This window comes from Rhizobium sp. BE258 (genome assembly GCF_031457345.1).
GTDB lineage: Bacteria > Pseudomonadota > Alphaproteobacteria > Rhizobiales > Rhizobiaceae > Rhizobium.
In genome coordinates this window covers 409,122-433,041 of sequence record NZ_JAVDWL010000004.1, presented here as the reverse complement: position 1 = coordinate 433,041, position 23,920 = coordinate 409,122, and the positions used below count along the sequence as shown (strand labels likewise).

Sequence of the window (23,920 nt, the reverse complement as noted above, 5' to 3'; positions counted from 1 at the left end):
GCGCTAAAATCGCCCGTCAGGGGGGAGCCATGGACCAAACGCGCATCACATCAGGCAGCATTCTCTTGGAAAGGCCTGGCACAGCCCGGACGGTGGCTGCCGTAGCATACCTCAGAATGTCGACAGATATGCAGTCCGGTTCATTCGACAACCAGATGGATATCATTACCAGCTACGCCGATCAGAATGGGTTCGAACTTGTCCGTCTCTATCGTGACGAAGGAAAGAGTGGTCTCAGCCTTCACGGGCGTACAGCCTTGAAACGCCTGCTGGAGGACGCTGCCGTCGGTTCCTTCAAGGCCATCCTGGTTTGCGACGTTAGCCGCTGGGGACGTTTCCAGGATCCCGACGAAGCTGCCGAAATTGAGCTGCGCTGTAAACGCCTCGGGATCGCGGTTCATTACTGCGGCGAGCAGTTCGAAAACGATGGAACCGTTGGTTCGGCAATTATCAAGACCGTCAAGCGTGTCATGGCCGGAGAGTTTAGCCGCGAACTCTCGGCAAAGGTGTGGCGCGGGCAGGCAAGTCTGGTTCGTAAAGGGTTTCATCAAGGCGGACCTCCCGGCTACGGATTACGGCGCCAATTGATTGATAGCCAAGGGAAACCAGTTGCCATTCTATCGAGGGGGCAGCAAAAAAGCATCATCACTGATCGTATCATTCTCGTTCGGGGGCCCGACGATGAGGTGGCAACAGTCAATAGAATCTTCACGCTATTTGCCGAAGCGCAACTATCGGAAAGGCAAATCGCTTCCATCCTGAACGCGGAGGGATTGCTTGCGCAGGCTGGAACAGCCTGGACGAGTGCCGTGGTCGCTCGCTTGCTCAGCAACGAGAAATACATTGGAAACAGCGTCTGGGCCAAGACCTCGACGAAACTGGGACAGCCGAGGCGAATGGTGCCCTCGCCTGAATGGGTTCGCTACGAAGCCGCCTTCGACGCCATCGTCCCACATCAGCTTTTCGAGAAAGCCCGCGCTCGTCTGGCGCAGCGATCCCCAAGCGCGAAACAAACCCGGATACTCGAGCAACTAAAGACGCTGTTCGAGAAGTACGGCCGACTAAGCGCCGATATCATAAATGCGTCGGCGGATTGCCCCTCAAGTGCCACCTATATCTATCAGTTCGGTGCACTTAGAAACGCCTATGAACGCATAGGCTACGATCCCGGCCGCGACTATCGCTTCGTTGATCTGAGACAGAGGCTGCGCAGGCTTGACAAAGATTTGCTGTGCTCGATCCAAACCGAGCTGGAGACACAGGGACAGTCGTTCGAACGCCACGGTAGGACCTTCGACATCCACGGATAGTTCAGCGTGACAGCATTGGCCATTCGCTGCCAGCGAACCCGGCGCCATTCCGAAGCAATATGGCGTGTGCCCGTGCGGCGCTGTCTTGAGGCGGACATCGAAATCATCGCGCGCCTTGACGAAACCAATCGTGCCGTCCGCGACTATTATGCCTTTCCCCGTGGCTGCCTCGGAACTGGACCAATTGCACTCCGCGCGCTCAACGCACGCTCGGTCGACGCATATCGGCTCCCATCCCTCGATCATTTTTTCGAGATGATGAGACCAGCTCGAAAGGAGACCAAAAATGAGTGAGGTCAACGACAATACGATCACCATGATTCCAATTGACGCCATCAGGATCCTCAACCCCCGAGATCGCGCGCGGGGAAAATTCGATGAAATCGTTGGAAACATCAAGGCGGTTGGGCTTAAGCGGCCGATCACCGTCGCCGGGCGATCCGGAAACGGCGGCGAGCATGCAGCTTATGATCTCGTCTGTGGTCAGGGGCGCATGGAGGCGCTTCTCGCACTTGGCGAAACCTGTGTGCCGGCTCGGATCATCTCCGCGCAAGAGCATGAATGCCTCGTCGCGAGCCTCGTGGAAAACTGCGCCCGCCGCCGGCACAATCCGGTCGACCTGCTACGCAATATCGGTGCCCTGCATGCGCATGGTGTAAGTGACGTGGACATCGCATCCAAGACCGGTCTGTCCGTCGACTACGTGCATGCCGTCGCCCGGTTGCTTGAAAAGGGAGAGGAGCGGCTCTTGCGCGCCGCAGCGACCGGTCAGATCCCATTCACGGTCGCGCTGCAGATCGCGGAGGTCGAAGATACTGACATACAGACCGCCCTCCAGTCAGCCTACGAGCGAAACCTCCTTCGCGGCCGCGCGCTCACGATTGCCAAGCGTCTCGTCGATGCCCGGCGGAATAAGGGAAAGTCGCTAAACGCGCCTGCGACCGCGGAATCGGCATCTCCTGGAGCCATTATTCGTGCGTTCACGGTCGAAGCCGAGCGAAAGCGGGCGCTTGTCGTCCGGGCAGAAAAGGTGAAGGCGAGGATCGCCTTTATTGTCGAAGCGACACGACGGCTTTTGGACGATGAAATACTGCATGCCACGATGGAAAGAGAGGGCTTATTGACGTTGCCAGCCGCGCTGGCAAAACGCCTCGATATCAAGGAGAGACTGCAATGAGCGTCAAACGCGCGTTCCAGGATAAGTGCGAACTGTTGCCACTAACGGCAATCAGGCCCATGCGAGAGCTGCCAGAAGTATTTCTACGCTCACGAAAATATCTGCGCATTGAGTGTTCTGTCAGAGCAATCGGCCTCGTGGAACCGATCGTGGTTATACGAGATGTGCAGGAACCGGAATATTATAATCTTCTCGATGGCCATGTCCGTCTCCACGCGCTGCAGAAGATCGGCATCGAGCGAGTTCTATGTCTGCATGCAAAGGATGACGAGGCATTTACCTTCAACAGTCAGATCTCCAGGTTGGCTGCAATTCAGGAGCACCGCATGATCCTCAAGGCAGTTGCATGCGGGGTCAGCGAACAGAGGATTGCCGAGGTCTTGAATGTCAACGTCCAGAACATCAAAAACAAGCTATCGCTTCTGAAAGGGATCGCCCCTGAAGTCGCCACCCTCTTGAACGATCGCCAGGTTCCGTTTCATACCGTCCGTGCCCTCAAAAAGCTGAAACCTGTCCGCCAGCTTCAAGTGGCACAGCTCATGATCGCGATGGATCGCTTTTCTGTCTCCTATTGCCGCTCGCTTGTGGAAGCCACGCCGGTTCACCTGCTTGTCTCACCCGGTATGAAGAGGGCCAAATTGCTTCCGGAGCAAATCAGTATGATGGCGATGGAAACCGAAAATCTCGAGCGCGATTTCAAAGCGATTGAAAGTGATTTCGGACGCGACCACTTGGAACTTGTCGTCATCAGCGGATATTTGCGGCAGCTATTGAACAACGCCGCTTTCGTTGGTGAGCTTGCGCGGCACTACCCCGACATCCTGCGCGAATTTCAGGCACTGACGTGCAGGGAAACGGATCCTCTCATCGGCGCCGTCGACCAAACCACTTTTACTCCCGACGGCTGTGATGCAGACAGGACCGCTGGCCCTCTCAAGGCAGCGGTAGTCCATGTGTCATCCTGAAGGACCGGGCTGCTGAGGCTGTGTTAAGGAGGCTGGCGACGACATCTTGTCTGCCGCACTTGAGAATGCCGAGATCTTCCGCCGCCTCGCGCAACACCGACGCGGCAGCAATCACTTCCGCACTTTTCTCGCTACCGACGGCATCACAGATTTTCTGCGCAGTCTCAAGACTACGTTCAGCAAGCATTCGCCTATCGACATCGGAGAGCCGCTCGGAACGGTTTACAGCTGTCAGAATCTCACGAATGAATATATCGGTCATTCTCGAAATAGCCACAGTGCAAACCCATGGGAAATCAGCTCGTTCAGATGGAATTGTACTGAAAACTTCGCGCGCTCAAAAGACATCTGGCAGAACTTATCACGACTTAATCTGGGATAATCTATCGGATTCGAGCAAGATTTCTCCGCGGCCTGCCCGCGGGCGAGCTATCGACATTTTTATCGAATTCTTTAATCGACTGTTGGATGCCCCACTCTAGTCTACTCCCACGCGCAATACGGGTGGATAAGATGAGTAGAAAGCTCCGTTCGCACATCTCCACGCAAGCCTTCGTTGGACCAGCAGCAGGAGCTGTTGCAGCCGCCGCGATTGTCATTGGCGCCTCATGGGTCGCGCTCGACGGCAATTCCCCAGTCACGCTCCTGGTCACAGCATTGTCGATGCTGGTCGCAATTGTGACTTTCTCGCTGCTCCTGATCGTCAGGCTTCAAGGCGCTGAGATCGACAGCCTGACGCGCAGCATCGACGAACTTTTACATAGAGATCCATCGACGAACGCGATGAACGGGACCGCCTTCGCTAAGGCCGTTGGCCAATATTCGGAGCGTCGAAAGCGCATTGCCACCGATAGTGGTGGCGTCATGGTATCTGCTATCTTTGGCTCATATGACGAGGTCAGCAAGCGTTACGGCCCGGAATGGGCTGACACTGTCATGAAGTCTCTGACGGCTATCATCCAGTCGTCCGTGCGCGCCGGGGATCTGGTCGCGCGGCTTTCCATGAACGAACTGGGAATCTTTCTTCCCGGAGCCGCCGCCGAAAACGCTATCGACGTTGCCCAGCGTATCAGGGCCCGCGTCGCGGCTTCGACGGCGGCAGCCGATGGGACGGATTTGCCTTTTAATCTTAAACTCGGCGGCACGTCCTTCGACGGGTCCGCCGAATTCAACAGCGTCCGGCAGCTGGCATCAGAGTTGGCTTCCGAAGCCAGCGAGGACGAAACAATAGCAATAGCGCAATACTAAACGGCCTTGCGTTAGCTTCAATCTGCGTCCCGCGTGGCCGATCCGGACACAGCGCGCAGCCAGATAACCACAGCCACTGCACCTGCATCAGGGTTCCCGATCGCACGCTCACCGAGATAGCTTGCCCTTCCTAGTCTAGGATGCATGGAACTGGTTAGCCTCATACCTTCGGCCCCGGCGTCGACAGCGGAACGCCAAGCAATTTCGGCAGGGATGCCGGCTGCGACCTGGGTTGCGAACGTGCGAGACATAGGGTGCAAGGCATCGACCATCGTACGATCGCCCGGCTTTGCTCCGCCGAGATCCATAACCGCTTGGACCGCGTCCGAGAATGCGTCAGCGATGTCGATGGCCGTCGGATCGGCAATGCCCTGAAGCCGGCGTGCAGCGCGCATCAACGCGGTGGCATAAAACGGCCCCGAGCTGCCAGCGATGGCCTTCCTGATACGATCGGCGGCATCGCTAAGGGCCGTACTGGCGGTGGAGAAGGAGACGTTCGGGATTGCGCGCAAAGCATCGGCGCCGCGGCGCATACTTGCTCCCAGGTCGCCATCACCGGAAACCCCGTCCAGCCGCGCAAGCTCGGGTTCCGCCTCAGTCAAAGCGTCCGCTATCCGGGCAAAGATTTCGCGTAGATGCCCGGCGGCCGCGTTTCCGATCGAGCCAGCTTCAGAAACAGTCGCCGGGCTGAAGCTATTCCCAGTCTCAACCACTGCAGGGCTCCTGTTGACCTTTCCGCCACCCGGCCAAGCAAGTGTGTCAACCGGATGATCGAGCAAGGCGAGGTCATCCCTCGAGACCGGCAGGACCGAGATCGAAAAGCCGGGCATGTCGAGGGCTGAGAGGAAGGTGCCAGCCCAGGCGCGGACAACATTGACACCTTCAGCTCGAAGCTTCGCCATTCCTGCCCGTGCCAGGATGGCGAGCTCCAGTGGCGGCGTCGATCCAAGACCATTGATCAAGATCACTGCATCGTCACCTGACTTAGTCCTGCCGTCTGCCAGTATGGCATCAACGACGATGGCGACGAGCTTATCGGCGGGAGCAATATCCATTCTGCGAACTCCGGGCTCGCCATGAATGCCGAGGCCAACTTCAATTTCGTGCTCGCCAAGCGTGAAGCCCGGCTTGCCGACGGAGGGAAGCGTGCACGACCCGAGCGAAATTCCCATTGACGAAACGCGAGATGCCGCAGAGTTCGCCACCGCCACAACCTCTGCAAGCGGCAAGCCAATGGCTGCCGCCGCGCCCGCGATCTTGTGAACCAGGACAGTGCCGGCGATTCCCCGTCGGCGGTCTTCGGTCACGGTGTCACGGAGAGCGACGTCATCCGCCACGACGATGATCTCGACCGGAATGCCACTTGCTCGGGCCATTTCCGCGGCCATTCCGAAATTAAGCCTGTCACCTGTGTAGTTCTTTACGATCAGGACAGCGCCGGCAGGACCTGCAGCGGCCCGGATCGCGGCGTAGACGGCATCGGCACTCGGGGAAGTGAACACTTCGCCGGCTACAGCCGCCGTCAGCATGCCAGGTCCGACATAGCCTGCATGCGCCGGCTCGTGGCCGCTGCCGCCTCCGGAGATGATTGCGACAGGACGGCTTGCGGGTTCGGCCAAGCCAGCCCGGACAACAACATTCTCGCCGGCAAGAATGGCGGTGCTCGGTGAAAGAGCAACGACGCCCTCAATCATTTCTCGTACAACATCTTCCGGCCGATTGATCAGTTTTTTCATTTCCACTCCCATTCTAAGATTTTTATGAACCGCAGTCCGGCTGTTCAGGACGGCACCACCTCGGGTGCAAGATTTTGGGTTTTCGTCGGATCTCGACGCTGTCCTGGCGTATGAAGGCGTTCTTCAATGAAGCGCGCCATCAACGAGGCCGGCCATGCGAGGCCGAAATAGAGCGCCGCGGTCAATACGAACACCTGCAACGGCAGGAAGCTTTCCGACATGATCTCCCGCGATGCCAGGGTGAGCTCCGGAACGGCAATCAGCGCGCAGATCGAACTGTCCTTCAGCAACGAGACGAGATTGACGAGAAGGGGCGAGATTGTGTGCCGGACGGCCTGCGGCAACAGCACAAGCCGAAACGTCTGAAGCGGGGTTAGTCCGCTGGCCAGTGCGGCCTCGCGTTGACCCGGAGCGATCGCGCTCAGGCCGGCACGGAACACCTCTGCGAGATAGGCACCATAGACGAGTGCAAGACCCGTCGCGCCGGCTACAAATGCTGAAAGCGTGACGCCGGCACCAGGCAGCGCGAAGTATATGAGATAAAGGATCACCAGGATGGGAACGCCGCGCGCAACGGTGATATATAGCCGCGCCAACAGTCGTGCCGCAAAAGAACGGCGCGATCGCAGGTATTCCAGAACAAGTCCCAGGACGAATGCCGCGCCGAACCCGGCAATCGTCAGCATCAATGTCAGCCGCAAGCCGGACAACAACCTTGGCGCCCAGTCCGCAAGGTTTTCAGCGATTGGTTCGAAGAACATCATCGTGTCTCCAGTCGGCGCTCGATCAAAAGAACGGATTGCGCCATCAAGCCCGTGAGGATCAGATAAACGACGGCGGCGCTCCCGTAGATGATTGCCGTCTCGAAGGTCTCATTGACCAGCTGGCGGGCGTTGAACATGATTTCGGGCGCCGCAATTGCCGCCACGAGGGAGGTATCCTTGATCAGCGAGACCGAATAATTGCCGATCGATGGCAGTGCCAGGCGCAGTCCCTGTGGCAAAACAATCAGACGGAAGGCTGCGAATGGCGGCAGACCGATCGAGGCAGCGGCTTCGCTCTGCCCCGGTGGAACGGACCGGAAGCCGGAGCGGAAGATGTCTACGGACACGGCACCCCCGATCAAGCCGAGGCCAAGAACCGCCGCGGTCATCGAGGACAACTTGATGCCGAGCGACGCCAGTCCGAAATAGAGCAAAAACAAGAATGTCAGGCTCGGCACATTGCGCAATGCCTCAACATAGACACGGATGATTGCGTGAAGCAGATGATTGTTCGTCAGGAACATCGTTGCGGCAAGTACGAGGCCGATCGACATTGCCACAACGAGGGATCCGGCCGCTACCTTCACGCTCATTGCAGCTCCCGACAGAAGGGCATCGGCGATCAGCGCCGGAAGCTTGTCATCCATGGCCACCTCCAGAAAGCTGGAGGCTGGCCAAAAACTGTTTCAGACGGGGTGACTGCGGATTATCGAGAACCGCCTTGGCGTCGCCTTCTTCGACGATCCGTCCACCATCCATGAAGATGATCCGGTCAGCCACTTCTCGTGCAAATGAGATCTCGTGCGTCACAAGCACCATGGCTCTGCCCTCGGACGCAAGCTCCTTGATGACCGTCAGCACCTCCCCGACAAGCTCTGGGTCAAGCGCAGAGGTAGGCTCGTCGAAGAGCAGGACTTTGGGTTGCTGTGCCAATGCGCGGGCTATGGCGACGCGCTGCTGTTGGCCGCCAGACAGTCGTTGCGGCATTTCATCAGCCTTGTGAGCAAGGTGAACCTTGGACAAAAGTTGTGCCGACAGAGCGCGCGCGTCACTGCTTTTCATCCCACGTACCTTGCGCGGCTGCAGAACGATGTTCTCGCTGACGGAAAGGTGTGGCCAGAGATGGAAATGCTGGAAGACCATGCCGATTTCGGCGCGTTGCGGCGCCATCTCACGGTCGCTCATTTGCTGGCCGTTGCGGCGGCGACCGATCACCTGCCCCTCCAGGACGACATCGCCTTTGGTTGGAGGCTCCAGATAATTGATGGCACGAAGGCAGGTGGACTTGCCCGAACCACTCGGTCCAATCAGCGCGATACGTTCGCCACGGCGCAGATTGAACGAGACGTTTTCGAGAACGGCGAGGCTTCCGAAGGATTTGCAGAGATTGCTGACTTCAAGAAGGATATCGGTGGGCATGGCGGCCTCCCTTTTTGATGGAGATGACTGCGGCCGGTTACCCGGCCGCGAAAGGCGATCACTTCGTGCAGGTCGGCGGTAGCCAGTCGGTAGGACGGTCGACACCGGCCCTGAAATTCTCGGCCGACGGCGTGTAATTCGCGTCACTGACGTTGCCATAGCGTTGACCGATGGCCCTGACCTCGCAAGAGGTCCAGAGCGCACGGATCTGATTGCTGAGGTCGGCAGCAAGGCCGGTATTTTCCTTCGAGAGACCGAAGACATACTGGCGCCCGAGACCGGTCAGGAGCGGAAAGTCGGGATTGTTGTCCGTAAAGGCGAGATTGACGAGTCCCCAGTCCGGGTTCTTGGAAATTGCGTAGTCGATGACCGGCGGGTCGCCAACGAGTGCCTCGATGCGGCCGGCAAGGAGGTCACGAAGGGCAGCATCGGTGCTGTCGTAGAGCGATAATTCGAGACCGGCGACCTTGCGTAATTCGGGAAGGAAGGAGAAACCGGTCATCGATCCGACCTTGCGGTTTTCCAGATCCTTCAACGTATGCCAACCGGCATCCTTTTTAGAGGTGATTCCATTCTGGAAATAACCGGTCGGGTCGCTCATCGACAAAGTCTCGGCGCGCTGTTTCGTCCACGCGACATTACCTCCGATCACGTCTACGCGGCCAGTCTGAACGGCAGCGATCGCGCCCGACCATTCCATCGGCACCGGCTTGATGGTCAGTCCCAGCTTCTCGGCGGCAATCTGAAGAATGTCGCCGTCATAGCCAGTCAGTTTGCCATCGCGAGCAACGAGACCCGGCATGTCGCCGGTGATAGCGACGGACAAAACATCGGGCTCGACAAGTTCGTAGTTCTTTTCGGCTGCAGAGGTCATACCAGGCAAGATCGCGACGCTCAGAGCCAAGGCACTGGCAAGCATTAGAATGTGACGATTATTCATCTTTGTTCCCTTTCGCTTTGTTGTCTTTCAGGATTGGCCGGCAGGCGCGGTCGCCCGGATGAACCGGGTTATCGCGAGGCCGGGTATCGGTGTGGGCGAGTGACCATCGAGGCTGAGCTCGGCAAGCACGGCACCAACCGCCGGTCCGAGCTGGAACCCGTGACCGGAAAAACCGAAGGCGTGAAACAGGCCTTCGATGTTCGGGCTTGGACCGACGACCGGCAGACCGTCGGGCATACGCCCCTCAATTCCTGTCCAGCTACGAAGGAGCAGAACATTCTTGAGCTCTGGAACCATGTCGACAGCCGCCCTTGCCGCTTCCATGGTGACTTCCGCAAGCGGCCTGGCCCGCAACCGCTCCCGGTCGGCGATGCCCAGACCGGCACCGAAAATAACGCTTCCATGGGCAGCCTGGCGAATGTAGATGCCCCCGCCGCAGATACCGAGGTTCGGCCCGATCAGCGGTGCGATGGGCTCGGTGACGCACATATTCGGTGCCATCACCGCTTCCTCGACATGATCACCGAACTGCGCGGCGATCGCCGCTCCCCATGCACCGGCTGTGTTGATCAATCGACGCGCATGGACAGGTGGCGCATTGTCAACGCGGACAAGGAATCCACCTTCGATCTGTTCGGCGGCCACCACGCGGCAATTTTCACGAAGTTCCACGCCCAGAGAACGCGCGCGACGCGCAAAGGCTGGTGCAACCAGCCGGGGATTGGCTTGTCCATCCTCTCCACAAAAAGAGCCGCCGGCAAATCGAGCCGATAGATAGGGAAATCGCCGTTTCAGATCCCTGGCATCGAGAATATCGGCGACAATTCCATGCTCGGCCAGCGAAGACCGGTGGGCAATCAACTCGCGCAGATCGGCTTCGTCCCGCGCCAGCTTCAAATGCCCCGTCGCAGCGAATTCGCAATCCGTGCCAATCAAGTTGACGAGGTCCGCCCAGATCTTGCGGCTGCGGCGTGACAGGGCCAGTTCAGCCACATGACGCCCCTGCTGGCGGACTCCACCATAATTGACGCCACTCGCCTGGGCGCCACAACGGCCGCGCTCCATCAAAACGACGGAAGCACCTTTCAGGCGGGCATGCAGCGCGGTGGAACAGCCGGCAAGGCCCCCACCGATAACGGCAACATCGAAGATGTCGGTCATGACTGGCTCCGGACGATGTCGGCCAACAGAACGGGTTTGATGGGAGCCTGCCCTCGCATCCGCCCGACGGATTGGAGATCGGTACCGGCGGCTGCGGCAACAAGTTCTGAAGCGGCGGCTGCGCAAAGGCGCCCCTGGCAGCGACCCATCCCTACGCGGCAAAAAGCCTTGATGCGGTTGATCTCCACCTCAGACGACGCGGCAACGGTCTGGCGGATCGTCCCGGCAGTGACGCCTTCGCAACGGCAGACCAGAACGTCATCGGGAAGTTTGGCAACGTCCGAAACAGGAAAGGGAAACGTCCGGTCGAGTGCCTGGCGAAAGGCAGAGGCTTTTTTGATCGAAAGCCGGTCCCGATCCGCCGACAGAGGCGCAGCTCGTCCAATATCCCGCAGGAGAGCACCCGCGGCAAGCCGGCCGCTCGCCTCAGCGATCTCACTGCCGCGGATCGAAAGTCCGTCGCCGGCAAGATAGATGTTGGCAACAGACGACCGGCCGTCTTCATCCGTCACAGGCAGCCACTGCCTTTGAACCTCGTTGAAAACAAAATCCAGACCAAGCAAGTCGGCGATCTGTGTTTCGGCCTTGAGTCCATGCCCCACCGCAAGAGCGTCGCATGCAGCAATTCTTTCGCGACCGCGCCAACGGTAGGTGACGCCGCTCACTTGGCCATCGGGTTTTCGAAGAACCTCACCCAATTTCACGCCGGTCATCAGAGGAATGCCGCGGCCGCGTAGAGCTGCCATGTAAAACAGGCCCCTGGCGAAGGCCTTTCCACCCGACATCAGATCTGGAAGAGCCGAGAGCTGCGCGAAGGGGCGGCCGGTTTCAAGAACACCGCCGACAGATACTCCAGCCTTCGCATATTGATAGGCTACGAGATAAAGCAGCGGCCCGGAACCTGCAAAGACCACACGCCGGCCGATAGCCGCAGCCTCAGCCTTGAGCGAGATCTGAGCGCCGCCAAGACTGGATACGCCAGGCGTGGTCCAGCCCTTGAGCGGCATTATCCTGTCCATGGCGCCAGGCGCGACGATGAGATGCGTCCAAGGCTGCGTTGACGCGCCATCCTTGCTCGCAAGATACAGCCTGCCTTCGCTGACCGCCCAGACCTGACTCCGCGGACGGTAATCGATGGCCGTTCCGAGAGCAGCAAACGCATCGTTGAAGGCTGTTGCTCGCGCAGCATCGAAACCATAAAGCTGGCCTGCGCTGCGCGCCAATTCGGGCTGCGGCCGGCGAAATATCTGCCCACCAGGCGCCGCTCCCTCGTCAATCACGATCGGCCGCAGCCCTGCTTGCGCCAATGTCGCAGCCGCGGCCATTCCCGCCGGGCCCGCGCCAATAATCACTACCGTCATTTCCACGAGCGTTCCTCCGGTGCCGCCGTAGCGAGCCTCATGCCGCATTCGGCGCGGGTAGTGCAGGCGCGCAGTCGCTGCCCATCCTCCTGCCAGAGCCAACAGTCCTGGCACGCACCCATGAGGCAAAATCCGGCACGCTTCTCCGCGGCAAATTCGAAGTGCCTGACATGGCCGGGTCCCATGCGAAGCGCAGTCAGTACCGTCTCTCCGAGACGCGCTGCATAGGCCTCACCATCGACCGTAATCGTGATCTCTTCCGCCTTTGCAATCGGCAATCGCATCGGGCCGGAACGGTCCTCACCAAGCATATCTTCAACTCCCTCCCGGATTTGATGTTGACAGGCTACATATCCACATTATGGATGTCAACGATACAAAACTTCCAAAATATGAAGTTCAATAGAGGGATGTTCGAATGTTGAATACCACCGAGAAGAGTACCGCTGCTTCGCCTGAGGCCGCCATGACGCTGGCTTTCTGTTGCAACGAAATCAGCCGAGTTCCCGAAAGTACGCATGCGGCATCGCGGCGAACGCTTCTCGACGCGCTGGGCGTTGCGGCGGCGGGCGCGCTAACGGAGGGGGGCCAGGCGTCCAAACGGGCAGCCGCGGCGATCTGGGGGCAAGGGTCGGCACCCGTATGGTTTTCCGGAGAGACGCTGACGCCCGCAGGAGCCGCTTTCGTCAACGCCACATATGCCGCAGCACTCGATCTCGATGACGGCCATCGTCAGGCATCAGGTCACCCGGCAGCAGCCATCGTCCCGGGCATTCTTGCAATTGCTGGAGGCTCCAGCATCGACGCCGACCGGCTGCTGACTGCAATCGCGCTCGGATATGAGGTCGCCGTGCGGATTTCGGCAGCACGGGACATCAATAGGCTGCGTACGACCGATACCGGCCTCTGGTGCGGGCCGGGTGTTGCGGCCGCCACTGGATGGCTGACAGGTCAGTCGATACCTGTCATCGCCCATGCGATCGCAATCGCTGCTCAAACAGCGACGTCACAGGCGGCGACGGGCTGGACGAAGATCGGACACACGGTCAAGGAAGGCATCCCCTGGGCCACCGCGAACGGGTTGATGGCGGTGTCACTTGCCGCTGCCGGCCACCGTGGCCCGCTCGACATCCTGGATGATCCCGACCAGTATTCGCGCCAGCGGTTGTTGAATGGCTTCGGTGATATCTGGGCAATCGAACAGGCTTATTTCAAGCTTTACAGCTGCTGCCGCTGGGCGCATGCGGCAATAGATGGTGCACTTGCCCTGACGGCTCGGAATGCTGTCGATCCCGAGCACATTCAGAACCTGTCGGTTGAGACCTTCGATCGCGCATTGACGTTGCCCAACCAGTCTGATCCACAATCGGTTGAAGCCGCTCAGTACAGCATTCCCTTCTGCGTGGCCCTCGCCCTCGTCCATGGGGAACGCGCCCTGCTTCCAATGGACCAGTGCCATCTTTCCGATCCTCGTGTGATCGGACTTGCCAGGCGCATCACGTTGTCGAGCTCCAACGCTTATGCCGATGCATTTCCTGATATGACCCCGGCGCGCGTGACGATAGGCGCAGAAGGTCTCCGTGATTCGATCGAGGTGCTTTTTCCCAAAGGCGAGCCGAAAAATCCGCTCTCTTCGGCTGATCTCATGGACAAGTTCGCGATCCTGTCATCAGCGCTCGGGACTGTTAGATCGTCCGCGATCGCAGGCTCGGTCACCGGGCTCGGCATCAATCAGGAGCCGCCGGCATTGTTTGCAGCACTCGCCTTATCCACCTAGGCGTTTACAATGGCGCCCGGATGTATAAGGAATCCCCTCCTATTCGGATTTGGGGACAGGCATGGCGCAAGACGAGATCTCGGCAACCGGAACCCAGTTGCTCGACCGGGCGGTCGCCATCCTGAAATATCTCGGCGAGGCCGGACAGGGCGGCGCCTCGATGGCGGCGATTGGTGATGCATCGGGGCTGAAACAACCAACGGTGCACCGCATCGTTACGGCGCTTGAGCGCCACGGCCTGGTCGATCGCGAGCGCGAGACAAAACGTTACCGCCTCGGCTTGGCGCTGTTTGCCCTGGGCGCCTCGGCCGCGGACGGCACCGGACTTCGCCAGCTCGCCCGCCCGGCTCTGCTGCGGCTGGCAGCGACGACAAGCGACTCCGTCTTCCTGATGGCGCGAGCCGGCTTCAATACCGTCTGTGTCGACCGGCAGCAGGGGAGCTACGTGATCGACAGCCTGACAGGTCATATCGGCGGCCAGATTCCGATGGGCATCGGACCTGCAAGCCAGGCAATCCTTGCCTTCCTGCCCCCAGCTGAAGCCGACGTGATCCTCAACACCAATGCGATGCTCTACAAGACATTCGGTACGTTCACGTCGCGAAAGATCAAGGACAGGCTCGAGCAGATCCGAGAGAGTGGCTATGCGATCGACGATGGCGAACTGGTCGCCGGAATCTCGTCGATTGCCGTTCCGATTCTCCCACCCGGCCGTGACGCGATCGCCTCGATCGCCATCAACCTCACAAGTGCCAGACTGACGCCCGGACGGGTTCCGGAACTGGTCGAGCTGTTGACAAAGGAAATCCGCGAGATCGAGGGGCAGCTCAATCCGCTTGCCGATGGCCTTCAGCGGCATATGTCAGGTCCAGGAAAACTGCCTTAAGATATAGCCTGGGACGGAGCGATGTTCTCCGCAGAGCGTCGCAAGCCTCTCCACATCAAGCAGGCCGTCCCGCAGAAGCTCGTCTCGATGGATTCCCGTTAGCGCCAGTGCCGAAGCGATCCCGGCACCGCTTGCCCCCGCGATGTCGGTCGCGAAGCTGTCGCCTATTGCGACGACCTCTGACGCCGGCAAGTCGAGAACCCTCAGTGCTGCGACATAACCCGGCAGTTCGGGTTTCCCGATGCGAATGACGGTGCCGCCAATCGCCTCGTAGCGGATGGCAAGAGCACCGGCGCAGACTATCCGCTGCCCGGCGATGATCACCTCAAGGTCAGGGTTGGCGCAAACCATCGGCAAACCCAGCTTGCCAGCTTCTTCCAATGAAAGTGTCCCTGGTTCGATTTCGCCGGTTGCCAGAATGAAATCGGCCTCGGCAGGCGCTGCAACCCTCTTCAACGCCAAGCCATCCAGAAGTCCGGCCAAGTCGCTCGGGCCGGCATGGAGATAGCGTTGCCCCGTTGGCAACCCGGCGATCTGTATCTTGCCCGCCAAGGCAGCATGGACCATTTCTCCCGATGAGATCAGGCCGTCGTAAAGATCACTGCCAAGCCCCAATTCGCTGAGGCGCTCGGAAACGACCGCGGCGCGCCGCGGCGAATTGGAGAGAAGGCAAACGCGCATCCCGCCTGCTCTCAGCTTGCTGAGCGTCTCATAGACAGGCTCGAAAACTGTTACCCCATCATGGAGAACGCCGAATATATCGAGAATGATCCCGCGGTAGAGGGGGACGATATCCTTCAGAAACCATTCCGCCGGTAACCTTTCAGTCTGCATCGGAGAAACCTCCAGGATTACGGCCTGGCCCGGCCAGATAGACGAGGACGGCCGACAGGATTATCCCAGCGCCGATGACGGTCGGCTGGCCTGGCATCTGTCCAAATGCAACCCATACCCAGAACACTGACATCGGCACTTCCGCCAGCGTGATCAGGGCAGTCTCGGCTACCGGCAGAACGCGGGATCCGATGGTATAGAAGAGAAGGCCGAGCGTCATTTGCACGAAAGCAAAGCAGGCAAGCATAGCCGCTGTCTCCAGCGATACAGCGAGCGCGGGTGCGAAGAGCACGGCGACAGAAGCGGCAAGGCCATTCGAAAATGCCACCAGCATCAGGCTTGGTGTCCGGGACCGCTGGAATGCAATCGTCATGAGCGCCATCTGGAGGGTCATGAGCAAAGCGAGGCCGTCGCCAGCAAGCCGTAAACCGGAGGATGCCGAACCATAAAAGATCACGGCAGCACCGAGGCCGGCGACTGTGCAAAGTGCCGATGTTGACGCCGATATGCGCTGCTTGACGATGAGCCATCCGAGCAGCGCCGCCATCAGCGGCAGAGATCCATGGATCACTGCGACATTGGCAACCGACGTCAGGCGAAGAGCGGCGATGAAAGCAAGCATTGCACCGGCCGAAAGGCCTGAAGCGACAAGTCCTGCCCGATCGGGCTTCACCACATTGCGCCCGATATCGAAGGTCATGAGGATACAGGTGAATGCGAACGCAAAGAGGCTCCGCCAGAATACGACCGTCCAGATTTCGGCAGCGATCAGTCCCATGAACAGTCCCGCGGTGCTGAAGCATGCAGCCGAGGCAAAGACTTGTATCTGCGCGAAGCGCCGCCAGCTCATGATGGCGCTCCAAATTGCATGTGATATCTGCGGCTGCAGCCGCCACCAATCCTGACGAGAAGCTCCTGGGCAACGGTCGAGGCGGACCGTGCCATCCATTCCACCGGTCTTGTCGGACTGATGAAATCCACCCGGCCGCCCGCGCGGGCAAGCGCGGCCGGGATGTCGGTCAAGTCGATCGCACAGTATTCCATCGAGACACGGCCGACGACCGGCGCAAGATAGCCACCGAACTCCGCCACCAGGCGATTGGCGACCAGCCAGGCAAGACCGTGTCTGTAGCCGATCGCAACGATGCCCAGCCGCGTTGGTCGCTCGGCCCTGAAGGTGCCCATGTAGCCGACACTTTCTCCGCGGTGAACCTGCCGCACGTCGATCAGCCACGCGCTGAGGCGCACCACGGGGACGAAAGGATTGGGATCGAGCCCGGCATTGTTCAGCCCATAGAGCGCTGAGCCGATCCGCACGCGATCGAAGTGATAGTCTGCGCCGAGCGACACGCCTGCCGATGCGACGAGGCTACGCGGAATCGCCGGCGCAAGCATTTCACACATTCCGATGAAGCGATCGCGTTGCAATCCATTGCGCCTGCTTTCTGGGTCGTCGGCGCAGGCAAGATGGCTCATGACGAAGGCCGGTGGTGCCAAATCGGAATGAACGATTGTGCGGACTTCGTCGAAGCGCAGCCCCAACCGGCCGAAGCCGGTCTCAAGGTTCATCGCATAGGCGACTTCGGCGGAATTGGCCACCGAGACTTCCACAGGTGAACTGCACACCGCGATGAAGCGGCGGCTTCGGTAAGCGTCGGCATCAGATCGCCTGATACCGGAAAGGACAACGATATCCACCCTGGAAAGCTTGCGGCGAAGGCGCTCCGCCTCGCCCAGATCAGCGACAAAGAAACTTTTGCAACCGACCTCGAACAGCGGCCCGACCATGCGTTCAAGCCCCAGGCCATAGGCATCGCTCTTCACCACGGCACTGACGTCGACGGCGGGGCCGACCATCGATCGTATGACGGCGAGATTTTCCTGCACTGCCTTCAGGTCGATCGAAAGCGTAGGCTGCCTGCTGGCCATTGTGCCACTCCAGATAGTATCGTATTTCAAAGCATCTTTCGATTGCAAAATAAACCATGATCATGCATGATGCAATCACTGAGTGCCTAAACGGTTTTTGACCTCTATGCGAGCAGAGGAGATCTTTCGATGGAGAAGAATGCAGTCAAGACCAAGACGAAAATCCTGATCATCGGTCACGGAGTTTTGGGCGGCGATGTCCTGGACTTTCTGTTGCAGAGCGGCGTGAGCGCCGAGATCGTAGTCGGCGCCCGCAATCCGGAGAAGGCGCTGCATCGCGTCAATCTGGCGCGATACACCGCGATGAACCTCGGTTTCTCACCGCCGGTGGAGATTGTGCCGATCAATCTCATGAACATCGAAGCCACCGCCGAAAGGCTTGTCCAGGTTAAGCCCGATATCATCTTCAACGCCACGACCCTGCACAGCTGGTGGGTCATCACGGGGCTCCCCGTGGATGCATATAAGCGCATCGACGCTGCGCGCGGCGGCATCTGGACGCCAATGCACCAGGTTCTGATCCGCAGACTGATGAAGGCGGTGCGGCTGGCCAATTCCAGCGCTACCGTTGTCAACGCATCCTATCCCGATGTCGTCAACGCGTCGCTTGCCGCCGAGGGCCTGGCGCCGGCAGTCGGCATTGGGAACATTGCAAACGCCGTTCCGGGGATAAGGCTGGCGGCCGCCCATATGCTGGCACTGCCACCATCATCGATCGACGTCCGGTTCTTCGCGCATCACTATCTCAGCTACAGGATGCCCAGCACCGGCGGCACGGACGGTGCGCCGTATCATCTGACGATCTATGCAAACGGTCTGGAGGTCCCACGCGAGAAGATCGATCACGAAACGCTCTTCTCGCTGGTCGCTGGCAGGTTCCGCCGCGTGAAAGGTCTCGCTGGCCAGTCGGTGACGGCATCCTCGGCAACAGCAATGCTGCTTGCGATAGCAAGGCGGGCCGGCGACGTCGTTCACGCCCCCGGCCCGCTCGGCCTCGTCGGCGGATATCCCGTAAGGGTGTCCCAGCACGGGCTGCTGGTCGACCTTCCCGCCAAGCTCACGCTCGACGCGGCAATCGCGATCAACCGGGAGTGCCAGCGATACGATGGGATCGAAAATGTCGACGATGACGGAACGGTCCGCTTCACCGACGCCGCCGCCGGCGTTCTCCACGAGGTTCTCGGCTATGACCTCAGGGCCTACCGGCCGGATGAATGCGAAGCACGCGCCGAGGAACTGGCAGCGCATTTTGCGAACTTCGCGCGTAAAAACGGAATGCCCGATGCGAAGGCGAGCTGATCTCTTCTCAGGCGCCTGCCGGCTGCATCATGGCGATGCGCCGGTAGGCTGCGGGGTCCGGCCGGCCGAGTGCGACCAGGGCCTCGCGGCGGCTGCAGTCGAAGATCACCGAAAATGCCGTCCCGGTAGGCTCGCGCGACGACGGCGTTTTGGCGATGGCATCGGGTGCACCACAGCGGTCGCACAGCAGTTCGCTGACGTCGTCGATGCTGGAGAGCGAGAACCTGCGTGCGGCACGAAGGCGCCCGCGGCTCGAAGGATAGATGCGGGCGACGGCTTCAATATCCTCCCACATTGCCGGCTTGGCAAAGAGCGGGTGGTTGGTGTGGGCGGTCCTGCGAAAAGGGCGGTCCGTGACCCCAGCCGACGGTCCGAGTTCAGCGACGCGCAATCCGCCATAGGCATCGCCCACCATGAAGCAGCGACCAGACATATGCCTGTTAATGCGCAGCACCGCCATAGCTCCCTCCACGGTTCTCTGATCGAGCATCAATCTACGGATGACAAGGCTCGGCAAACCCTCCGCTGCCTCGTCAAGGATCAGATCGTTGTTGACGAAGGCAAGACCATGCTCATTCATCCCAACCCAACCGAGAGTTCCGGCCGAGGCTACCATCACGAGATGCCGGTCGGGGCCCTCATGGACAAGAACCGCAAGATTGCGCTCGGTGCCTGCAGGCGCGTCCCAGTTTTGTCCGACGACAGCGCCATCGGCCCGCGCGAACCCCGCCGATGTGCAGCCGGTCTGGCTTTCACCAAGATATTCGAATGCGGAAAGCAGCAGGACGTCAGGAGGCGCAAGAGCCGCCCCGTCCGCGATACCCCGGATTTCGTCAGCAATGTCCGGCGAGGTCGCCGACAGTCTCTCGATACACCCGGCAGATTTGAGGCGCGCTCGTTCCCAGCCACCCTGCCCGGCTGCACGGCGGGTGCTGTCGATAGACTTCACGATCAGGCCGCGCAGGTGCGCGCCGTGTTGTCGTCCACGCTCCATCGGCGAACCACGCAGGACAATGACCGGTATCTGCTCAGCCATGAAAATTTCCAGAATTAATTTCAACAGATTCATCCATATTGTGGATATTCCTGTTGATCTAGCGGCTGCTCGTGTGGATTGTGCGAAACTTCAATGCAGCGTGGCGTCGCCTTTCGTGTAAGGTCGCGCCATCAAGAGTCGGCCGGGCAGACCAGCCGCGGATTGGAAGAGGGTATGAACGGGATCGATCATCTGCCGCAGCGCAAGCAGGAAGAGCTTGCCGAAGTCGCGAGGATCCTTTTCGAGGAATTCGAGGCAGCGCGCCAGTCGAAGCTCAAGACCGAGCTCAAGGGCGCAAAGATCCTCAAGATCATTCTGTTCGGATCCTATGCCCGTGGCGGGTGGGTTGAAGATCGCAAGAGTGGCTACCGCTCTGACTACGATCTCCTCATTGTCGTGAATTCGCATTCGGCAGCAGAAAGCTCCGACTATTGGGAAGGCGCATCCGAGCGTTTCATTCGTGAACTGACGATCACCAGGCAGCTTGAGACGCCAGTTAATTTCATCGTGCACTCGCTGCATGAGGTGAATGATCAGCTGGCGCGCGGCCGCCCCTTCTTCATCGATATCGCCCGTGACGGCATCGCACTCTACGAAGTCGCCGGCCACCCGCTCTCATCTCCGCGTCGGCTCTCCCCGGAGGAGGCTCGTGAAGAAGCACAGCGCAACTTCTACCAGTGGTATCCGAGCGCCGTCCATCGCTTTGAGCTGGCGCGAGAAGCTATCAACCGAGGCTACTCCAAAGAGGCGGCGTTCGACCTCCACCAGGTTATCGAGCGCCTCTATCACTGCGTATTGCAGGTGGTCACCCTATACAGTCCAAAATCGCACCGGCTTTCAGTCCTGCGATCCCACGCCGAGCGCATAGAGACACGGCTGATCGAGGCCTGGCCACGCGATACGAAATTCGCGAGACGCTGCTTCACCACAATCGATCGTGCATATGTGGAAGCACGCTACTCGGCCAAGTATTCGATTGCCCCCGACGAGCTCGAATGGGTGGTCCAACGCGTTGGCGCACTTCAGGCACTCGTCGCGGACATCTGCGCAGAGCGATTGAGCTAGACAACCTATAGGACACTTCACGCCTTCGTGATAGCGCAACCATGCCGCTTGCGTGGGGGTCGAGTTCATCGGCATATACAAACACTGGTAGTATCACATTATTAGCAACGTCTACATGCAGTGCGCATTGATGAGTTATGTCGACATTACGCGAGTGGCTTACGATGAACCTTTCCTTGATGAACTTACTGTCGGAATTCCTGGACTCATGTGAGGTTGCTACGGACAGGCGGCAGCTCATGAGCGCTGTCGAGCATGTCACCGGCCAGCTTGGCATCGATCATTTTGCCGCGGCGTTCGTGCCTCTCGCCCATGAACGTCTCGATTCCTACTTTATCTGGGAACATTGGCCGCGTGCCTGGTACGAGCGCTATCTCAAACTCAATTATTTCCATTTCGATCCAGTCGTCAGCGCTGTTCGGAGATCCGGGCAGTCGATCATCTGGTCCCAGTCATTGCAGATGCCCAGGCTTTCCACAAAATCGAAACGGATCATGGAGGAGGCCAGGGATTTCGGACTGGTCGATGGCCTGACCATACCGCTTCACTCGCGAACCGGGATCGACGGCGTATTCTCCGTAGCCGGCAACCGTAGCAAGCTTTCCCGCGGCGAAGTCACCCTGCTCGAGATCATCGCAAGCCGTGCGCATGGCCATCTACTGCAAGCCGAGCGTAAGGCCGAGAGAGCACACGACGAAGCGATGATTACCAAGACGGAAAGCCAGTGTCTGACGTGGTGCGCTGAAGGCAAGACCGACCGCGAGATCGCAGCGCTTACCGGGCGCTCGCCGAGAACCATCCAGGCGCACATTCAGAATCTGCAGCGGAAGTTCGGTGCCACCAATCGCGCCCAGTTAATCGCGGAAGCCTTTCGTCGCGGCGTTCAACGCTGAAAATTACGACATTTTACGAATAGAATTCAATCACTCCGGGTTGCATCCTTGCCGAATGCACGTGGAGAATTTTGAAATGTTGAAGATCATTTACGAAGCAGACGATCCGGAATTGATGGAGAAAGTCTGGTCTTTTCGCCACAAGAGGTTCGTTGAAGAGCTGGGCTGGGAAGAGCTTCGCCGCGACGATTGCAGGGAGCGTGATGAATTCGATACCGCGGACACCTTGCACGCGGTCCTCGTCCACGGTGGCAACGTCATTGGTTATTCCAGGCTGCTGCCAACGACGAGGTCTCACCTCACAAGCGACTTCTGCCGGCAACATGGAATCGAACCGCCATCGGGGCCGCATATCTACGAGTGGAGCCGCTGTGCCGCCGAGCTCGGCGCGCCTGATGTCAACGGGCATGCCGCTTCGGATCTGCTGATGACCGGCGTGCTGGAATGTCTGGTAGAGATCGGGGCTCGCGCTGTCGTCTTCCTCACCTACGCACCTATCGTCAAGATGATGCGGCGGCGCGGCTACCCGGTCGAGCATATCAGCAGCCTTCGTCTGGGAAATGGTGACCAGGTTGAGGCAGTCTTCTCGACTCTGCCCGCCGATTTGCTGTTCAGGCACAGGCAGAGGCACAGTATTCAGTTATCGTTGCTGGAATGGGGACATGCACGCGCAGTCGATCGCCTCCGAACCGCTGCGGCGGCTTAACGGGAGTGCCTAGCGGTGGCCCGCCGCAAGAAATCCTTGCTGGAACCAGCCGAAGCTCACAACTTCGCAATGACGACCATCCACGACGAAACCGCCAAGCTCCTGAGGATCGTCGAGGCGATCTGCCAACGCTACCCTCCGAACGACGACCTCATATTCGTCCGCTACCTCCTGCGCATGGTGGCCGTTGAAGCTAAAGCGTCCAAACGCTCACGTAAATCCTGACCGCCAAAACGTTCGTGCCCGTCGCCGAAAATGTTAAGACACCGTCTTAAAGTTCTTGCAAAACGTGAATCAAATAATATACTGCAACTTAGGCGATTTTATTTGCCTTGGGGCGTGGAAACCCCATTTCGACAAAAAGCTCTTCATGTGAGAGTGTCTCTTCGCGACCTGGTTGGTCGGGGAACTCGTGGTGTATGCAAGAGGCGTTCGCGCCAAAGACCATGGGGCCGTCGTCGACGGATTTCCAATTCCCCGGCTTCTGGTTGCCAGCCTGATCTGGCTAACGGGAGCACATTCATGTTGCAGAAGTCCAGTAACGCCACCGACATTGTGCCAGATAAAACGGCCGATCAACACATTGTCGATATTGAAATCGGCAAGCGCGTCAAGAAGCGGCGGCTTCAGCTCCGCCTTTCTCAAACAGCGCTTGGCGCGGCCGTTGGCGTATCCTTCCAGCAAGTTCAGAAATATGAGCGTGGTACCAATCGTGTCAGCGCCTCGACCCTCTACGAGATGGCCATGGTGCTTCAGGTACCAATTACCCATTTCTTCGATGGGCTTTCGAAATCGCAGCAAACACCGGATTGCGAACTAACTAAAAAGGCCGCCGCCAGGGAAGAATTCGTAGCGACGGGCGAAGGACAGCGGCTGGTGGACGCTTTCCTTACAATACCCAAGAAAATGCGCCCGAAATTCGTTTCATTGCTGGCAACTTTTTCCAGCGATGTTTGAGACGCGTAGCGCTACACGTCCTCCGCCGGTCGCCTCCCCGTCTCGATCTCGAACATTTGTGATGTACGGTGGTGGTGAACCAGGCGCCCACGTTCTGGACACGTGAATATAGAATCGAGGATCGTCGCCACCGTCTTCAAAATCTCGGGGGCGGTGCCTCCATCATTTTGGTAATATGACTTTCCCGCGCATCTTCGGTCGCCTTATTTCGGAGAGGCACCACTTCAAACGGCAGATCGTCGGGAAGGATTCCGATGATTTCACACAGGTGCAAAACCTGCGCTTCCCAAAGCTTCGTTATTCGACCCTCGCGGCGACTGTTGAAGGCGACGATGACTCGAGAAGCCTGACAAGCCCCGCACGAGACAGACTTGCCTTGCGAACCCACTTAGAGTGCCGGTAACGAGTGCATCCATCTGCTCCGGTTTCCTCAAACGCCGGGCGCCGGCGGACCGGC

The 23,920-nt window shown here is 59.1% G+C and carries 25 protein-coding genes; 12 read left to right on the top strand and 13 right to left on the bottom strand.

What is annotated here, in order from left to right:
- The first annotated feature begins 29 nt into the window (after window positions 1-29).
- The 3 genes from J2X43_RS16620 to J2X43_RS16610 all read left to right on the top strand — a co-directional run bounded on the left by J2X43_RS16620 (window position 30) and on the right by J2X43_RS16610 (window position 3,452).
- On the top strand, window positions 30-1,310 hold the full coding sequence (locus tag J2X43_RS16620; RefSeq protein WP_310295436.1) for a recombinase family protein: 1,281 nt from the start codon (window positions 30-32) through the stop codon (window positions 1,308-1,310).
- 286 nt (window positions 1,311-1,596) lie between these two features.
- Window positions 1,597-2,487: a plasmid partitioning protein RepB C-terminal domain-containing protein gene (locus J2X43_RS16615; protein ID WP_310295434.1), complete on the top strand. Its 891-nt coding sequence runs from the start codon at window positions 1,597-1,599 to the stop codon at window positions 2,485-2,487.
- Window positions 2,484-3,452: a plasmid partitioning protein RepB C-terminal domain-containing protein gene (locus J2X43_RS16610; RefSeq protein ID WP_310295431.1), complete on the top strand. Its 969-nt coding sequence runs from the start codon at window positions 2,484-2,486 to the stop codon at window positions 3,450-3,452. Before J2X43_RS16615 ends, J2X43_RS16610 begins: the two co-directional genes overlap by 4 nt.
- On the opposite strand, the gene J2X43_RS16605 is transcribed toward J2X43_RS16610, so the two are convergent.
- Window positions 3,421-3,714, bottom strand: a complete 294-nt coding sequence (locus J2X43_RS16605) for a hypothetical protein (protein WP_310295430.1) — start codon at window positions 3,712-3,714, stop codon at window positions 3,421-3,423. The two genes, J2X43_RS16610 and J2X43_RS16605, sit on opposite strands and share 32 nt — an antisense overlap.
- 251 nt (window positions 3,715-3,965) lie before the next feature.
- Between J2X43_RS16605 and J2X43_RS16600 the strand changes: the two genes are divergently transcribed.
- The gene (locus J2X43_RS16600; RefSeq protein ID WP_310295429.1) at window positions 3,966-4,700 is read left to right on the top strand and encodes a diguanylate cyclase domain-containing protein; all 735 of its coding nucleotides are present in this window, start codon (window positions 3,966-3,968) and stop codon (window positions 4,698-4,700) included.
- Between the two features lie 17 nt (window positions 4,701-4,717).
- Here J2X43_RS16600 and J2X43_RS16595 read toward each other — a convergent pair whose 3' ends face one another.
- The 8 genes from J2X43_RS16595 to J2X43_RS16560 are packed head-to-tail and all read right to left on the bottom strand — an operon-like array spanning window position 4,718 to window position 12,392.
- Complete coding sequence (locus J2X43_RS16595; RefSeq protein ID WP_310295427.1) at window positions 4,718-6,436, bottom strand: dihydroxyacetone kinase family protein; 1,719 nt, start codon at window positions 6,434-6,436, stop codon at window positions 4,718-4,720.
- A gap of 44 nt (window positions 6,437-6,480) precedes the next feature.
- Window positions 6,481-7,200: an amino acid ABC transporter permease gene (locus J2X43_RS16590; protein WP_310295425.1), complete on the bottom strand. Its 720-nt coding sequence runs from the start codon at window positions 7,198-7,200 to the stop codon at window positions 6,481-6,483.
- Window positions 7,197-7,847 carry an amino acid ABC transporter permease gene (locus tag J2X43_RS16585; protein ID WP_310295423.1) on the bottom strand — a complete coding sequence of 217 codons (651 nt, stop codon included), beginning with the start codon at window positions 7,845-7,847 and terminating at the stop codon, window positions 7,197-7,199. Before J2X43_RS16585 ends, J2X43_RS16590 begins: the two co-directional genes overlap by 4 nt.
- Entirely contained in the window at window positions 7,840-8,619 is a 780-nt protein-coding gene (locus J2X43_RS16580; protein ID WP_310295421.1) for an amino acid ABC transporter ATP-binding protein, read from the bottom strand. The genes J2X43_RS16585 and J2X43_RS16580 overlap by 8 nt, the downstream gene beginning before the upstream one ends.
- A 58-nt stretch (window positions 8,620-8,677) precedes the next feature.
- Window positions 8,678-9,544, bottom strand: a complete 867-nt coding sequence (locus J2X43_RS16575; protein ID WP_405049615.1) for a substrate-binding periplasmic protein — start codon at window positions 9,542-9,544, stop codon at window positions 8,678-8,680.
- Window positions 9,545-9,586: 42 nt separating this feature from the next.
- Window positions 9,587-10,720: an FAD-dependent oxidoreductase gene (locus J2X43_RS16570; protein WP_310295417.1), complete on the bottom strand. Its 1,134-nt coding sequence runs from the start codon at window positions 10,718-10,720 to the stop codon at window positions 9,587-9,589.
- A complete protein-coding gene (locus J2X43_RS16565) occupies window positions 10,717-12,081 on the bottom strand; it encodes an NAD(P)/FAD-dependent oxidoreductase (RefSeq protein ID WP_310295415.1) in 1,365 nt (454 codons plus the stop codon). The genes J2X43_RS16570 and J2X43_RS16565 overlap by 4 nt, the downstream gene beginning before the upstream one ends.
- Window positions 12,078-12,392: a (2Fe-2S)-binding protein gene (locus J2X43_RS16560; RefSeq protein ID WP_310295413.1), complete on the bottom strand. Its 315-nt coding sequence runs from the start codon at window positions 12,390-12,392 to the stop codon at window positions 12,078-12,080. Before J2X43_RS16560 ends, J2X43_RS16565 begins: the two co-directional genes overlap by 4 nt.
- Window positions 12,393-12,499: 107 nt before the next feature.
- Between J2X43_RS16560 and J2X43_RS16555 the strand changes: the two genes are divergently transcribed.
- Together J2X43_RS16555 and J2X43_RS16550 are read left to right on the top strand one after the other, a co-directional pair.
- Window positions 12,500-13,858: an MmgE/PrpD family protein gene (locus J2X43_RS16555; RefSeq protein ID WP_310295411.1), complete on the top strand. Its 1,359-nt coding sequence runs from the start codon at window positions 12,500-12,502 to the stop codon at window positions 13,856-13,858.
- Between the two features lie 61 nt (window positions 13,859-13,919).
- Window positions 13,920-14,744, top strand: a complete 825-nt coding sequence (locus J2X43_RS16550; protein ID WP_310295409.1) for an IclR family transcriptional regulator — start codon at window positions 13,920-13,922, stop codon at window positions 14,742-14,744.
- On the opposite strand, the gene J2X43_RS16545 is transcribed toward J2X43_RS16550, so the two are convergent.
- The 3 genes from J2X43_RS16545 to alr are packed head-to-tail and all read right to left on the bottom strand — an operon-like array spanning window position 14,721 to window position 17,507.
- The gene (locus J2X43_RS16545) at window positions 14,721-15,578 is read right to left on the bottom strand and encodes a TIGR01459 family HAD-type hydrolase (protein WP_310295407.1); all 858 of its coding nucleotides are present in this window, start codon (window positions 15,576-15,578) and stop codon (window positions 14,721-14,723) included. The two genes, J2X43_RS16550 and J2X43_RS16545, sit on opposite strands and share 24 nt — an antisense overlap.
- Window positions 15,568-16,428: a DMT family transporter gene (locus J2X43_RS16540; RefSeq protein ID WP_310295405.1), complete on the bottom strand. Its 861-nt coding sequence runs from the start codon at window positions 16,426-16,428 to the stop codon at window positions 15,568-15,570. The genes J2X43_RS16545 and J2X43_RS16540 overlap by 11 nt, the downstream gene beginning before the upstream one ends.
- Window positions 16,425-17,507: an alanine racemase gene (gene alr, locus J2X43_RS16535; RefSeq protein ID WP_310295403.1), complete on the bottom strand. Its 1,083-nt coding sequence runs from the start codon at window positions 17,505-17,507 to the stop codon at window positions 16,425-16,427. Before alr ends, J2X43_RS16540 begins: the two co-directional genes overlap by 4 nt.
- 129 nt (window positions 17,508-17,636) lie before the next feature.
- Here alr and J2X43_RS16530 point away from each other — a divergent pair, with 129 nt between their 5' ends.
- The gene (locus tag J2X43_RS16530) at window positions 17,637-18,806 is read left to right on the top strand and encodes a hypothetical protein (protein ID WP_310295402.1); all 1,170 of its coding nucleotides are present in this window, start codon (window positions 17,637-17,639) and stop codon (window positions 18,804-18,806) included.
- Window positions 18,807-18,813: 7 nt separating this feature from the next.
- Here the strand turns inward: J2X43_RS16530 and J2X43_RS16525 are convergent, their stop codons facing one another.
- A complete protein-coding gene (locus J2X43_RS16525) occupies window positions 18,814-19,842 on the bottom strand; it encodes a C45 family peptidase (RefSeq protein WP_310295401.1) in 1,029 nt (342 codons plus the stop codon).
- A gap of 174 nt (window positions 19,843-20,016) precedes the next feature.
- On the opposite strand from J2X43_RS16525, the gene J2X43_RS16520 reads away from it, so the two are divergent.
- The 5 genes from J2X43_RS16520 (at window position 20,017) to J2X43_RS16500 (ending at window position 23,463) form a co-directional block, all read left to right on the top strand.
- Window positions 20,017-20,907 carry a HEPN domain-containing protein gene (locus tag J2X43_RS16520; RefSeq protein ID WP_310295400.1) on the top strand — a complete coding sequence of 297 codons (891 nt, stop codon included), beginning with the start codon at window positions 20,017-20,019 and terminating at the stop codon, window positions 20,905-20,907.
- Window positions 20,908-21,146: 239 nt separating this feature from the next.
- Window positions 21,147-21,800, top strand: coding sequence for a LuxR family transcriptional regulator (locus tag J2X43_RS16515; RefSeq protein ID WP_310295399.1), 654 nt, complete (start codon window positions 21,147-21,149; stop codon window positions 21,798-21,800).
- A gap of 76 nt (window positions 21,801-21,876) precedes the next feature.
- On the top strand, window positions 21,877-22,506 hold the full coding sequence (locus J2X43_RS16510) for an acyl-homoserine-lactone synthase (protein ID WP_310295398.1): 630 nt from the start codon (window positions 21,877-21,879) through the stop codon (window positions 22,504-22,506).
- A gap of 15 nt (window positions 22,507-22,521) precedes the next feature.
- The gene (locus J2X43_RS16505; RefSeq protein WP_310295396.1) at window positions 22,522-22,731 is read left to right on the top strand and encodes a hypothetical protein; all 210 of its coding nucleotides are present in this window, start codon (window positions 22,522-22,524) and stop codon (window positions 22,729-22,731) included.
- Window positions 22,732-23,028: 297 nt separating this feature from the next.
- Window positions 23,029-23,463, top strand: coding sequence for a helix-turn-helix transcriptional regulator (locus J2X43_RS16500; RefSeq protein ID WP_310295394.1), 435 nt, complete (start codon window positions 23,029-23,031; stop codon window positions 23,461-23,463).
- Window positions 23,464-23,920: the final 457 nt, after the last annotated feature.